The sequence below is a fragment of the Sphaerisporangium krabiense genome (assembly GCF_014200435.1).
Lineage (GTDB): Bacteria > Actinomycetota > Actinomycetes > Streptosporangiales > Streptosporangiaceae > Sphaerisporangium > Sphaerisporangium krabiense.
Genome location: NZ_JACHBR010000001.1, coordinates 3,912,740 through 3,926,727, shown reverse-complemented (window position 1 = coordinate 3,926,727; position 13,988 = coordinate 3,912,740). Strand labels below are relative to the sequence as shown.

Below are 13,988 nucleotides of genomic sequence, written 5' to 3'. Positions count from 1 at the left end.
CGGGCAGGGCTCAGCGGAGGGTGCCGTTGGTCATGCCGACGGGCTCCTCGGGGGCGGTGACCAGGCCGAGTTCCGCCGGGGAGGACATCAGGACGTGGGCGGGCACCACGCGGACCGTATAGCCGAACGCGCCCGTGCGGTCCAGCGGGACGACGCCCGTGTAGGTGGCCTTGCCGTCGTCGCCCACCGAGTCGACCGACAGGGTGACGTAGGAGGGCTTGATCAGCTCGTCGTGCCCGCCGACCTTGCCGTACGCGGCCTGCACCGACACGTCGTCGGGCGGCAGCTCGCCGAGCGCGACGGTGGCGCGGACCTCCATGGCCGCGCCGAGCTGCGGGGTGGCCCCGATGCCGGAGGTCTCGACGTGCTCCACGCGGACGCCGGGCCAGGCGCGGCTGACGCGCAGCTTCCACGCCGCGAACTCGCGGGCCCGGACGTGGTCGGCCTTGGACAGCTCGCGGGCCGACGTGGCCGCCGGGGCGTACAGGTCCACCACGTAGTCGCGGAGCATGCGCCCGGCGAGGACCTTCGGGCCGAGGGAGCTGAAGGTGTGCTTGACCATCTCCAGCCAGCGGCGCGGGTACCCGTCGCCGGAGCGGTCGTAGAAGCGGGCGGCGACCTCGCGCTCGATCAGGTCGTAGAGCGCGGACGCCTCCAGCTCGTCACGGCGGTCGGCGTCCTCGACGCCGTCGGCGGTCGGGACCGCCCAGCCGTTGTCACCGTCGTACCACTCGTCCCACCAGCCGTCCTTGATGGACAGATTCAGCCCGCCGTTGAGCGCGGCCTTCATGCCGGAGGTGCCGCACGCCTCCAGCGGGCGCAGCGGGTTGTTCATCCACACGTCGCAGCCCTGCACCATGAGCCGTCCGAGGTTCATGTCGTAGTCGGGCAGGAAGACGATGCGGTGCCGGACGTCCTCGCGGTCGGCGAACCTGACGATCTGCTGGATCAGCTTCTTGCCGCCCTCGTCGGCCGGGTGGGCCTTGCCCGCGATGACGATCTGGACGGGCCGCTCCGGGTCGAGCAGCAGGTGCTTGAGCCGGTCGGGGTCCTTGAGCATGAGCGTGAGCCGCTTGTAGGACGGCACGCGGCGGGCGAAGCCGATGGTCAGCACGTCCGGCGACAGGGCCTCGTCGATCCAGCCCAGCTCGGCGCTGGAGGCGCCGCGCGCCCGCCACGAGGACCGCAGCCGCTCACGTGCCGCCCCGACCAGCCGGGCCCGCAGCCTGCCGCGGATGCCCCAGATGTCCTCGTCGGAGAGCTTCTGGACGCCCGCCCAGCCCTGGGCCTCATCGATCAGGGACGGCAGTTCCTCGCCCGCCAGTTCCATGACCTCGCGGGCCACCCAGGTGGGGGCGTGCACGCCGTTGGTGATCGAGCCGATCGGGACGTCGTCGAGGTCGAAGCCCGGCCACAGGCCCTGGAACATCTCGCGGCTGACCTCGCCGTGCAGCTCGGACACGCCGTTGACCCGCTGCGCGAGCCGCATGCCCATGACGGCCATGTTGAACAGGGAGCCCTCGCCGGCGGGCTCGGGCGTGCCCGGCTCGGCGCCGAGCGCGAGGATGCGCTCCACCGGGACCGTCGGCCAGGCGTTGGCGCCGCCGAACTGCCGCTCGATCATCTCGGTGGGGAAGCGGTCGATGCCCGCGGGGACCGGCGTGTGGGTGGTGAACACCGTGCCGGCGCGCACGGCCTCCAACGCCTCGTCGAAGGAGAGCCTGTGCTCGGTGAGCTCGCGGATGCGCTCCAGGCCGAGGAAGCCCGCGTGGCCCTCGTTGGTGTGGAAGACCTCGGGCTCGGGGTGCCCGGTGATCCGGCAGTAGGCGCGCAGGGCGCGCACGCCGCCGATGCCGAGCAGCAGCTCCTGCATGAGGCGGTGGTCGGTGCCCCCGCCGTACAGCCGGTCGGTGACGTCGCGGGCGGCGTTGTCGTTCTCGGCGACGTCGGAGTCGAGGAGGAGCAGCGGGACCCGGCCGACCTGGGCGACCCAGATCTGGGCGTGCAGCGTGCGGTCCCCGGGCAGCGGGATGGCGACGCGGGCGGGCGTGCCGTCGGCCTCCTTCAGGAGGGTCAGGGGCAGGCCGCCGGGGTCGAGGCTCGGGTAGTGCTCCTGCTGCCAGCCCTCGGGCGAGAGGGACTGGGTGAAGTAGCCGTGCCGGTAGAGGAGCCCGACGCCGAGGATGGGCACGCCGAGGTCGCTGGCGGCCTTCAGGTGGTCGCCGGCGAGGATGCCGAGGCCGCCGGAGTACTGCGGGAGCGCCGCCGCGATGCCGTACTCGGGCGAGAAGTAGCCGATGGCGGCGGGGGCGTCCGGCAGCGTCTGGTACCAGCGCGGGGCGGTCATGTACTCACGCAGATCGTCGGCGGCGTCGGCCAGCCTGCGGAGGAATCTGCGATCACGTGCAAGCTCGGCGAGCCTGTCGGCTTCCACCGCTCCCAGAAGGGCGACCGGGTCGTGCCCGACCCGTTCCCAGGTGGCTGGGTCCACCTCCGCGAATAGGTCCAAGGTCTCGGGATGCCAGGACCAGCGCAGGTTGTGGACCAGCTCGCCCAGGGCGGCCAGCTCTGCGGGAAGGACGGTACGGACGGTGAATCTGCGGATTGCTCTCACGGGGCCAGACCCTAGTTACTCAGCGCCACGACGCGCGACCGAAACGCTCTTTGCGTCTGCCAGATGTACTGCGATTCGCTCTCACCACTAGCCAACATGCTCAAACCTCACTAAAGCCGACGCGGCACAGTGATCTCAACTCGATCATGTACGACTGTCGCGCACACCGGCAACATGATGGAGAAAAGGCGCGCCGTGGGCCCGTAACTTCCCCGGGGCATGCTTGAGGATGGACTATGGGGGCAGTCCCATGTAAGAGCCTCACCGCAACCTCTCCGGACTCGGGATGACACGGTCACTCCCGGCCGGAGCCGACCATGCCCGCACATCCCAGGCCCCGTGCCGGGAACCTACCTGAAGCAAAGATCAATCCTTGCCCTCACAATTCCCGGTGACGCCCGGTGCGTCGCCGCTACCTTGAGACGCGATGATCGGACGAATCCCAATACAGGACATTCACCCAGTCGTCGATTGCGGGCGGTGGCCCGCGAAATCCGCGGCGGGCGAGACTTTCGAGATAAGCGCCACCGTGTTCCGCGAGGGACACGACGCGGTGGCGGCCGGCGTCGTGCTCTTCGACCCGGACGGCGCTCGAAGGCCGCTCCTGCTGATGCGGGAAGGCGCGCCGGGCACCGACCGGTGGTCGGTGGAGGTGACGCTGCCCACGGAGGGCACCTGGCAGTTCCGCGTGGAGGCCTGGAGCGACCCGGTCGCCACCTGGCTGCACGACGCGGGCATCAAGATCCCCCGAGGCATCGACGTCGATTTGATGTGCGAGGAGGGGGCCCGCATCTTCGAGCGGGCCGCGAAGGGCGTCCGGCAGGCGGGGTGCGAGGACTGCGCCCACCGCGCCGTGCTGCAGGAGGTGGCGGACCGCCTGCGCGACGACGAGCTCGACCCGCGGGCCCGTCTGTCGTACGCGCAGCTCCCGGACGTCGCGAGCGCCCTGGCCGCCCATCCCCTGCGCGACCTGGTCACGCGGGGGCCGCGGTACCGGATCCGGGTCGACCGCCGCCGCGCGCTGTTCGGCTCGTGGTACGAGCTGTTCCCTCGCTCCGAGGGCGCGGTGATCGCGGAGGACGTCCCCCCCAAGTCCGGAAATTTCCGGACGGCCGCCGAACGGCTGCCGGCCGTCGCCGCCATGGGCTTCGACGTCGTCTACCTGCCGCCCGTCCACCCCATCGGCGACGCCTACCGCAAGGGCCGCAACAACACCCTGCACCCCGAGCCGTACGACGTGGGCTCCCCGTGGGCGATCGGCGCCGCGGAGGGCGGCCACGACGCGATCCACCCCGACCTCGGCACCATGGAGGACTTCGACGCCTTCGTGAAGCGGGCCGGGGACCTCGGCCTGGAGGTCGCTCTCGACCTGGCGCTGCAGTGCTCCCCCGACCACCCGTGGGTCAAGGAGCACCCGGAGTGGTTCACGATCCGCGCCGACGGGTCGATCGCCTACGCCGAGAACCCTCCGAAGAAGTACCAGGACATCTACCCGCTGAACTTCGACAAGGACCCCGAGGGCATCTACGCCGAGGTCCTGCGGGTCGTGCGCCACTGGATGGACCACGGCGTGCGCATCTTCCGCGTCGACAACCCGCACACCAAGCCGGTGGAGTTCTGGGAGCGGCTGCTCGGCGAGATCTACACCACCGACCCCGACGTGGTTTTCCTGTCGGAGGCGTTCACCAGGCCGCCGATGCTGCGCGCCCTCGCCAAGATCGGTTTCCACCAGTCCTACACCTACTTCACGTGGCGGACCACCGCCGGGGAGCTGGAGAGCTACTTCTCCGAGCTGTCCCACGAGACGAGCCACTACCTGCGGCCGAACTTCTTCGTGAACACCCCGGATATCCTGCACGAATACCTCCAGACCGGAGGCGTGCCCGCCTTCAAGATCAGGGCCGTCCTCGCCGCCCTGGCGTCCCCCTCGTGGGGCATGTACGCGGGCTACGAGCTCGCCGAGGGCACCCCGGTGCGTCCGGGCAGCGAGGAGTACCTGAACAGCGAGAAGTACGAGCTGCGGCCTCGTGACTGGGCGGGCGCGGAACGCGACGGCCGCAGCCTCGCGCCGTTCATCACGACCCTCAATTTGTTCAGAAGAGCACACCCAGCGGTCCAGGAACTGCGTAACCTACGGTTCCACAGCGTCGACCACCCGGACATGATCTGCTTCTCCAAGCGGCTGCCCGGCGCCTACGACCCGTCCACACGACGGCACGGTCTGGGCGATGTGGTCCTGGTCGTCGTCAATCTGGATCCGCACAACACGCACGAGGCGACGGTCACCCTGGACATGCCGGGCCTCGGCCTCGATTGGGGTGCGGAGTTCATCGTGGACGACGAGCTCTCGGGCGAGTCGTACCAATGGCGGCATGCCAACTACGTGCGCCTCGATCCACATATCAACCCAGCCCACGTCCTCACACTGCGAGCGACGCCGGCCGGCCGGTCATAGACGCCCGGCCGCGTCGGCGTACGCGCGCATAAGCACAGCGGGGAGTCCACAGGTGAGCTTGACGCCTCAGCCGGTTCCTGACACTTTCACCCACGAAAAGCCGCGCGACCCGCGCTGGTACAAGCGCGCCGTCTTCTACGAGGTCCTCATCCGGGGCTTCGCGGACTCGAACGGCGACGGCACCGGAGACATCCGGGGCCTCATCAACAAGCTGGATTACCTCCAGTGGCTCGGCGTCGACTGCCTGTGGCTCCTGCCGCTCTACGAATCTCCCCTCAAAGACGGTGGATACGATATTTCCGACTTCATGAAGATCCTCCCGGATTTCGGAGACCTGGGAGACTTCATCAAGCTCGTCGACGAGGCGCACAAGCGGGGAATGCGGGTCATCGCCGACCTGGTCATGAACCACACCAGCGACCAGCACCCCTGGTTCCAGGCGTCCCGCCACGACCCCACCGGTCCGTTCGGCGATTTCTACGTCTGGTCCGACGAGAACGAGCAGTACAGCGACGCCCGCATCATCTTCATCGACACCGAGGCGTCCAACTGGACCTACGACCCGGTACGCGGCCAGTACTACTGGCACCGGTTCTTCCACCACCAGCCGGACCTGAACTACGAGAACCCGGCCGTCCAGGACGCCATGCTGGAGGTCCTGCGGTTCTGGCTCGACCTCGGCATCGACGGCTTCCGCCTCGACGCGGTCCCCTACCTGTTCGAGCAGGAGGGCACCAACTGCGAGAACCTGGCGCCGACGCACGCCTACCTCAAGCGGGTCAGGCGTGAGGTGGACCGTCTGTACCCCGACCGGGTCCTGCTCGCCGAGGCCAACCAGTGGCCCGCCGACGTCGTCGAGTACTTCGGCGACCCGGTCACCGGCGGCGACGAGTGCCACATGGCGTTCCACTTCCCGCTCATGCCGCGCATCTTCATGGCCGTGCGCCGCGAGACCCGCTACCCGATCTCCGAGATCATGGCCCAGACGCCCAAGATCCCCGAGAACTGCCAGTGGGGCATCTTCCTGCGCAACCACGACGAGCTCACCCTCGAGATGGTGACCGACGAAGAGCGCGACTACATGTACACCGAGTACGCCAAGGACCCGCGCATGCGGGCCAACGTCGGCATCCGCCGCCGCCTCGCCCCGCTGCTGGAGAACGACCGCAACCAGATCGAGCTGTTCACCGCCCTGCTGATGAGCCTGCCGGGCAGCCCGGTGCTCTACTACGGCGACGAGATCGGCATGGGCGACAACATCTGGCTCGGCGACCGCGACGGCGTCCGCACGCCCATGCAATGGACGCCCGACCGCAACGCCGGGTTCTCCGACTGCGACCCCGGCCGGCTCTACCTGCCGGTGATCATGGACCCGATCTACGGGTACCAGGCGCTGAACGTCGAGGCGCAGCAGAAGAACGCCGGGTCGTTGCTGCACTTCACGAAGAAGATGATCGAGATCCGCAAGCGGCACCCGGTGTTCGGGCTCGGCGAGTTCACGGAGCTCAACTCTTCCAACCCCAGTGTGCTGGCCTTCGTCCGCGAGCTCGGCGACGATCGAGTCCTGTGCGTCAACAACCTGTCCCGCTTCCCGCAGCCGGTGGAGCTGGACCTGCGGAGGTTCGAGGGGGTCACGCCGGTGGAGTGCACGGGCGGGGTTCCTTTCCCCCCAATCGGGGAACTTCCGTATCTTTTGACGCTTCCTGGGCATGGGTTCTATTGGTTCACCCTTCCGCCGACGAGCGCAGCAGCCGAGGAGACGTGACACATACTCTCGAAGAGCTCCTTGCCGGCTGGATCACCGGGCAGCGGTGGTTCGCCGGCAAGAGCCGCGCGATCTCGGGGCTGGCCGTGGAATCGGCCACTCCTTTGCCCCTCCGTGGTCTTGAAGAAACCCGCCAGAGCGATGTGGCGGGTTCCTCCAGGACCACGGGCGACCAGGTCTCCGTGCGCCACGTGGTGATCACCGTCACCCAGGGGGACGCCGTCGACCGCTACCAACTGCTCGTGGGGCTGCGCCCCGAGCTGCCCCAGCGGCTGCGCCACGTCGCGATCGGCGAGACCGAGGAGGGCTTCGCCTACGACGCCGTCCACGACGCCGACGTGACCGGGGTGCTGCTCGCGGCCATGGCCGGGGACGCCGACGTCGGCCCGCTGCGCTTCCGGCGCATGCCCGGCACCACGATCGACACCTCGCTGCGCAGCCTCGTCCTCGGCGGCGAGCAGTCCAACACCTCCCTGGTGTTCGGCGACGCCTACATCTGCAAGCTGTTCCGCAAGCTGATCCCCGGCGTCAACCCCGAGGTGGAGGTCGTCTCGGCCCTGGCGCGCCGGGGCTCGCACAACATCGCCCGCCCCTACGGCTGGGTCGAGACCGACGTCGACGGCCAGAACACCACGCTCGCCTTCGTCCAGGAGTTCCTGCCGACCGCCAGCGACGGCTGGGCGCTCGCCCTGACCAGCGTCCGCGACCTGTACGGCTCGCCGCCCGGCACACCGTGCTGCGACGCGGGCGGCGACTTCGCCGCCGAGTCGCACCGGCTCGGCATGGCCACCGCCCACCTGCACCGCCAGATGGCCGACGCCTTCCCCACGAGCACGATCGAGACGCCCGAAGTGAAGCGCATGGTCGAGGGGTTCAGGCGCCGCCTGGAGTCGGCGATCTCCGAGGTGCCCGAGCTGGCCGCGCACGCCGGGGTCGCGCACCGGGCGTTCGACCGGCTGGCCGACATCGGGCGGCCGATCACGGTCCAGCGGGTGCACGGCGACTACCACCTCGGCCAGGTCATGCGGACGCCGAGCGAATGGGTCGTCCTGGACTTCGAGGGCGAGCCCGGTCAGCCGCTGCGCGAGCGTCGCGCGCTGGACTCCCCGCTCAGGGACGTGGCCGGCATGCTGCGCTCGTTCGACTACGCCGCGCGCCACCTGCTGTTCGGCCGTCCCGACGCTGAGGCGCTGGAACCGTGCGCGGCCGAGTGGGCCGAGCGCAACCGGGCGGCGTTCATCGCGGGGTACTCGGCGGGCGGCGGCAGGATCCACGGCGACGACGCGGTCGTGCTGCGGGCGCTCGAGCTGAGCAAGGCCGCCTACGAGGTCGTGTACGAGGCGCGCAACCGCCCGACATGGCTGCCGATCCCGCTCGCCGCCTTCACGCAGGCCGCACGGTAGATTACCATCCGTAGTCGCGCGCATGCCTAGCGTGAGGCGGTGGGAGGATGCGGCGAAGGCGGGTCGCCGTCGTGGGGGCGGGGGCCGTCGCCTTGAGCCTGGTCCTGACGTCATGCCTGACGCAGGCGGCCGGGCCCCCGGTCGTGGACGCCCGGCGCCAGCCCGTGCGGTCGGAGTCCACCGCGGACGCCGGTCCCGCGGGCGCGGCGACGCGCCCGGCGCCCACGCGGTGGGAGGAGGCCAGGGCCACGGAGGTGCTGCTGGCCCAGCCCCGGCTCGGCGCCCTGGTCAGGCGGTCGTACGCCGCGGCGGCGGGCCGGCCGCTGACGTCGCCCGCCGAGCTGCGCGTGCACAGCCTGATCTTCCGCAGGCACGGGTGCGAGCTCCACCGCTGCCTGCAGCTTTTCGTGAGGTTTCCCGACGGCCGGTGGCTGGACGTGGGGCGGGTGATCGCCGACCTGACCACCGGCGAGCTGCGTGTCCTGAATTGGTGAGACATACCGCCCGAAACGCCTGGACCACACGTTTGCCATAGGCAAGGTGTGATAGCTCCGACATCGTGGGTTGGCAGGCCGTTCTGGGGCAGGGTTAAGAACTACGCAGAGGCAGTGACGAGCAAGGCGCCTGAGGAGCGGTGAGCGATTCGATGAACGCGGACCTGGACCTGAACCGACTGGCGGGCGGCGCACACCATGATCCGCACTCGATCCTGGGCGCGCACCCCTCTTCCGACGGCATGACGGTGCGGGCGTTGAAGCCCCTGGCCGAGAAGGTCGAGCTGGTGCTCGACGACGGCGGCCAGGAGACCGTCCACGAGATGCGCCACGAGGCGCACGGCGTGTTCACGGTCACGTTGCCCGGCGTGGACAAGATCCCGTCCTACCACCTGCGGGTGACCTACGAGGGCGGCGAGCCCCACGACGTGGGCGACCCGTACCACCACTGGCCCACGCTGGGCGAGATCGACCTGCACCTGATCGGCGAGGGCCGCCACGAGCGCCTGTGGGAGGTCCTCGGCGCCCGGGTCATGCGGCACGGCGACGAGGACGGCACCGCCTTCGCCGTCTGGGCCCCGAACGCGCGCGGGATGCGCGTCGAGGGCGACTTCAACCACTGGAACGGCTCGGGCCACCCGATGCGCTCGCTCGGCTCCTCCGGCGTGTGGGAGCTGTTCGTCCCCGGGATCGGCGCCGGTGAGCGCTACAAGTTCTCGGTGCTCGGCGCCGACTCGGTCTGGCGGTCCAAGGCCGACCCGATGGCCCGGCGCACCGAGGTCCCGCCCGCCACCGCCTCGATCGTCGAGGCGTCCGCCTACACCTGGAACGACGACGCGTGGATGCGCGATCGCCCGGACCGCGACCGGCTCGCCGAGCCCATGGCCGCCTACGAGGTCCACCTCGGCTCCTGGCGCCCCGGCCTGTCCTACACCGAGCTGGCCACCGAACTCGTCGAGTACGTCCAGGAGATGGGCTTCTCGCACGTGGAGTTCCTGCCCGTCGCCGAGCATCCCTTCGGCGGCTCCTGGGGCTACCAGATCAGCTCCTACTACGCCCCGACCGCGCGGTTCGGCACGCCGGACGAGTTCCGGCACCTGATCGACCGCCTGCACGCGGCCGGCATCGGCGTCCTGCTCGACTGGGTGCCCGCCCACTTCCCCAAGGACGAATGGTCGCTCGGCAGGTTCGACGGCACGCCCCTGTACGAGCACGCCGACCCCCGCCGCGGCACCCACCCCGAGTGGGGCACCTACATCTTCGACTACGGCCGCCGCGAGGTCCGCAACTTCCTGGTCGCCAACGCCGTCTACTGGCTGAAGGAGTTCCACGTCGACGGGCTGCGCGTGGACGCGGTCGCCTCGATGCTCTACCTGGACTACTCGCGCCGCGAGGGCGAGTGGACGCCGAACGTCCACGGCGGGCGCGAGAACCTGGACGCGGTGGAGTTCCTCAAGGAGATGAACGCGGTCGCCTACCGCGAGGCGCCCGGCATCGTCACGATCGCCGAGGAGTCCACCGCGTGGCCGGGGGTGTCGCGCCCGGTGTACCTGGGCGGGCTCGGGTTCGGCTTCAAGTGGAACATGGGCTGGATGCACGACACGCTGGCCTACCTCCAGCACGAGCCGGTCTTCCGGCAGTACCACCACCACCAGATGACGTTCTCGCTGATGTACGCCTACTCCGAGAACTTCGTGCTCCCCCTCTCCCACGACGAGGTCGTGCACGGCAAGGGGTCGCTGCTCGGCAAGATGCCCGGCGACGAGTGGCAGCGCTTCGCCAACCTGCGGGCCCTGCTGGCGTTCATGTGGGCGCACCCGGGCAAGAAGCTGCTGTTCATGGGCAGCGAGTTCGGCCAGGGCTCGGAGTGGTCGGAGGAGCGCGGGCTGGACTGGTGGGTGCTGGACTTCGAGCCCCACCAGGGCGTGCAGCGCCTGGTGCGCGACCTGAACCGCGTGTACGGCGAGACCCGGGCCATGTACTCCCAGGACCACACCCCCGACGGCTTCCAGTGGATCGACGCCGACGACGCCCCGGGGAACGTCTTCTCGTTCGTGCGCCACGGCGACGACGGCTCGATGGTGGCGTGCGTCGCCAACTTCTCCGGCCGCCCGCACGAGGACTACGTCCTCGGCCTGCCCGCCGGGGGCCGCTGGGAGGAGGTCGTCAACACCGACGCCTTCGACTACCACGGCAGCGGGGTCGGCAACCTCGGCGCCGTCGAGGCCGAGGCGGAGCCCTGGCACGGGCTGCCGTACTCGGCGCGGCTGCGGGTGCCGCCGCTCGGCGCGCTGTGGCTGCGCCACGAAGGCCCGGCCGCCCGGCCGCTCGCGGAGGAGGCCCGGCGGGCCGTCCGCACCAGCGGCCCCGGCGCCGTGCGGGACGCCGCCAGGCCGGACGAGGGCGTCAGCGAGGTCGGCGAGGAGCTTCGCGAGGAGCCCGGCGAAAGGGCATGAACCTCGCCCATCGGCCGCCCCGGCCCGCGCCGGGGCGGCATCCTGGTCCTCCCGGGGAAAAGCCTGCGCCTCTTTACCGGAAACGTCGCCTAGGGTGGCGCTATGGACGCGACTAAGGCGATCATCGAATCGGTCGACCGGTTCCGGCAGCGACGCACGGCCCCCTTGATCCTTGAGCTCGACCTGACCGAGGGTCTCACCGAGGGCCCCCCGTCCGACCCGCTGGGCGCCCTCCTGTCCATGCGCAAGACCCGTTTCGCCGACGTGCTGGAGGGCCTGCGCCGCGCGCGCAGGGATCCCCGGGTCAAGGGCCTCGTCGTCAAGATCGGCGGGCGTCCCATCGGGCTGGCCATGGTGCAGGAGCTGCGCACGGCGGTCGTCCAGCTCCGGGCCGCCGGCAAGATGACCGTGGCCTTCGGCGAGACGTTCGGCGAGTTCGGCGCGGGCACCGTGCCGTACTACCTGGCCAGCGCCTTCGAGAAGGTCTACCTGCAGCCCTCGGGCGACGTCGGGCTGACCGGCGTCAGCCTGGAGCAGCGCTTCGTGAAGAACGCGCTCGGCAAGCTCGGCGTCGACTACCAGATCGGCCAGCGGCACGAGTACAAGACCGCGGCCAACACCTTCACCCAGGACCACATGACCGAGGCGCACCGCGAGTCCGCCGAGCGGATCGCCGAGTCGGTCATCGAGCAGATCGTCGCCGGCGTCGCCGAGGGCCGCGGCCTCGCGCCCGAGCGCGTGCGCGAGCTGATCGACCAGGGGCCGTTCATCGGCGCCGAGGCCCTGGAGGCCGGCCTGGTCGACCGGCTCGCCTACCGCGACGAGGTCTACGACGAGATCCGCGAGGAGGGCGACCTCCTGCTGTACGTCTCGCGGTACGCCAAGGGACCGATCTCCGGCAAGCTGCCCCACCCCGGCGAGCGCGTCGTGGCGCTGATCCACGGCAACGGCGCTATCCGCCTCGGCCGCAGCGGGCGCAGCCCCCTCGGCGGCGGGGGCGCCATGGGCTCGGACACGATCAGCGCCGCCTTCCGCGCCGCCCGCAAGGACGACTCGGTCAAGGCCGTCGTCTTCCGCGTCGACAGCCCCGGCGGGTCGTACGTCGCCTCGGACGTCATCTGGCGCGAGGTCGTGCTGACCCGCAAGGCCGGCAAGCCGGTGATCATCTCGATGGGCGACCTGGCGGCGTCGGGCGGCTACTTCGTCTCGATGGCGGCCGACGTGATCGTGTCCCAGCCCGGCACGCTCACCGGCTCGATCGGCGTGTTCGGCGGCAAGCCGTCCCTGGCGGGGCTGCTCGGCCGGGTCGGCATCACCTCCGAGTCGGTCGACGTCGGCGCCAACTCGGGCATGTTCTCGCCGAGCCGCTCCTACTCCGAGGCGCAGTGGGCGCGGGTCAACACCTGGCTCGACCGCATCTACGACGACTTCGTGGGCAAGGTCGCCGAGGGCCGGGGCATCGACCGCGAGCGCGCCCACGACCTGGCGCGCGGCCGGGTGTGGACGGGCGCCGACGCCCGCGACAGCGGCCTGGTCGACCGGCTCGGCGGCCTGGAGGACGCCGTGGACCTGGCCAGGAGCCGGGCGGGCCTGCCCAAGAACGCCCCCGTGCGCACCTATCCTCGCGTCCACCCGCTGGAGCGCCTGCGCCCGGCCGAGTCCAGCGAGGACCGCGCCGCCGCGCTCGCGCGGGTCCGCCTGGAGGCGTGGGGCCCGCTGACGCGGCTGACCGCCGAGCTCGGACTGCCGGCCTACGGGCCGTTGATGCTCCCGGGGTGGTGGACCATCCGCTGACGGAGGGGTGAACCGCGGCCGGAGTGGCGGAAGGCCCCGGCCGGCCGGCGCCTACGCCATCCAGGCGGGCAGCAGCATGTCGCCCTCCGGCGCGGCGCACGCGCCGGGCACGTCGGGCGCGCCGTCCGTGGTGTAGGCGCGGGCGCCGGCGGGCGCGGCGGCGACCAGGGCGAGGCCGGAGCCGGTGGACAGCCGGCGGCGCACGCCCGCGGGCAGCACCACGGTGTCGCCGGGCGCGATCGTGAAGCTCTCGGCGCCGAGCTCGATGGCGCCCTCCCCGGACAGCACGGTCCACACCAGCTCGGCGTCGAACGCGTGCGCCGGCCCCGTCTGGCCGGCCTCCATCTCGACGCGCCACAGCGACAGGCCGGCGCCGCCCTGGGTGGGCGAGGCGTAGGTGGTCATGATGGCGTTGGGGGTCTCTGTCCTGCGGCTTTGCGCATGGCGGATGACGGGCACGGTGTTCTCCTCGTACAATAGACAACGCGGTTGTCTAGATAGTGAACGAGGTTGTCCATCGTGTCAAGCGACCCTCCCGGCTTCGAGCTGCCGCTGCGGCTCTTCCTGGGCTTTCGCACGCTGATCGACGAGCTGCACGCCGAGCTGGCCCGCCAGGGCCATCCCGACCTGCGGCCGATGCACGGGTTCGTCATGCAGGCCATCGGCACGCGCGGCACGACCGCCGCCGAACTCGGCCGCAGGCTCGGCGTCTCCAAGCAGGCCGCCGGCAAGACCGTCGACACGCTGGAGCGCCTCGGCTACGTCGAGCGCGCCTCCGACCCGGACGACGCCCGCCGCAAGATCGTCCGCCTCACCGCCCGCGGCGCCGACAGCCTGACCCGCTCGGCCCGCGTCTTCGACGCCCTGCGCGCCCGCTGGGCCGAGACCATCGGCGAGGACCGCCTGCGCGCCATGGAGGCCGACCTGCGCACGCTCACCCCGCACGACGTGTTCCGCCTGGACGTCCCCGGCTGGTTCGGCTACCAATGAGCCGGCCCGCGCCCTCG

Annotated in this window: 9 protein-coding genes; 7 read left to right on the top strand and 2 right to left on the bottom strand. The window is 70.7% G+C overall.

The features are described 5' to 3' along the window. Positions 1 to 10 precede the first annotated feature (10 nt). Positions 11 to 2,614 carry an alpha-glucan family phosphorylase gene (gene glgP / locus BJ981_RS17375; RefSeq protein WP_184612372.1) on the bottom strand — a complete coding sequence of 868 codons (2,604 nt, stop codon included), beginning with the start codon at positions 2,612 to 2,614 and terminating at the stop codon, positions 11 to 13. A 427-nt stretch (positions 2,615 to 3,041) separates the two neighbouring features. Between glgP and BJ981_RS17370 the strand changes: the two genes are divergently transcribed. The 6 genes from BJ981_RS17370 (at position 3,042) to sppA (ending at position 12,981) form a co-directional block, all read left to right on the top strand. Beyond that, entirely contained in the window at positions 3,042 to 5,069 is a 2,028-nt protein-coding gene (locus BJ981_RS17370; RefSeq protein ID WP_184612371.1) for an alpha-1,4-glucan--maltose-1-phosphate maltosyltransferase, read from the top strand. Positions 5,070 to 5,121: 52 nt separating this feature from the next. Then, positions 5,122 to 6,834: a maltose alpha-D-glucosyltransferase gene (treS, locus tag BJ981_RS17365; RefSeq protein ID WP_184612370.1), complete on the top strand. Its 1,713-nt coding sequence runs from the start codon at positions 5,122 to 5,124 to the stop codon at positions 6,832 to 6,834. Further along, positions 6,831 to 8,237, top strand: coding sequence for a maltokinase N-terminal cap-like domain-containing protein (locus BJ981_RS17360; protein ID WP_184612369.1), 1,407 nt, complete (start codon positions 6,831 to 6,833; stop codon positions 8,235 to 8,237). Before treS ends, BJ981_RS17360 begins: the two co-directional genes overlap by 4 nt. 47 nt (positions 8,238 to 8,284) lie before the next feature. Continuing rightward, positions 8,285 to 8,731: a hypothetical protein gene (locus BJ981_RS17355; protein ID WP_184612368.1), complete on the top strand. Its 447-nt coding sequence runs from the start codon at positions 8,285 to 8,287 to the stop codon at positions 8,729 to 8,731. A 152-nt stretch (positions 8,732 to 8,883) separates the two neighbouring features. After that, positions 8,884 to 11,187 carry a 1,4-alpha-glucan branching protein GlgB gene (glgB, locus tag BJ981_RS17350; protein WP_184616200.1) on the top strand — a complete coding sequence of 768 codons (2,304 nt, stop codon included), beginning with the start codon at positions 8,884 to 8,886 and terminating at the stop codon, positions 11,185 to 11,187. A gap of 102 nt (positions 11,188 to 11,289) precedes the next feature. Then, complete coding sequence (gene sppA / locus BJ981_RS17345) at positions 11,290 to 12,981, top strand: signal peptide peptidase SppA (RefSeq protein WP_184612367.1); 1,692 nt, start codon at positions 11,290 to 11,292, stop codon at positions 12,979 to 12,981. 51 nt (positions 12,982 to 13,032) lie between these two features. Here sppA and BJ981_RS17340 read toward each other — a convergent pair whose 3' ends face one another. Beyond that, complete coding sequence (locus BJ981_RS17340) at positions 13,033 to 13,440, bottom strand: cupin domain-containing protein (protein WP_184612366.1); 408 nt, start codon at positions 13,438 to 13,440, stop codon at positions 13,033 to 13,035. 60 nt (positions 13,441 to 13,500) lie between these two features. On the opposite strand from BJ981_RS17340, the gene BJ981_RS17335 reads away from it, so the two are divergent. Then, the gene (locus tag BJ981_RS17335) at positions 13,501 to 13,971 is read left to right on the top strand and encodes a MarR family winged helix-turn-helix transcriptional regulator (protein WP_184612365.1); all 471 of its coding nucleotides are present in this window, start codon (positions 13,501 to 13,503) and stop codon (positions 13,969 to 13,971) included. The last annotated feature ends 17 nt before the right edge of the window (positions 13,972 to 13,988 follow it).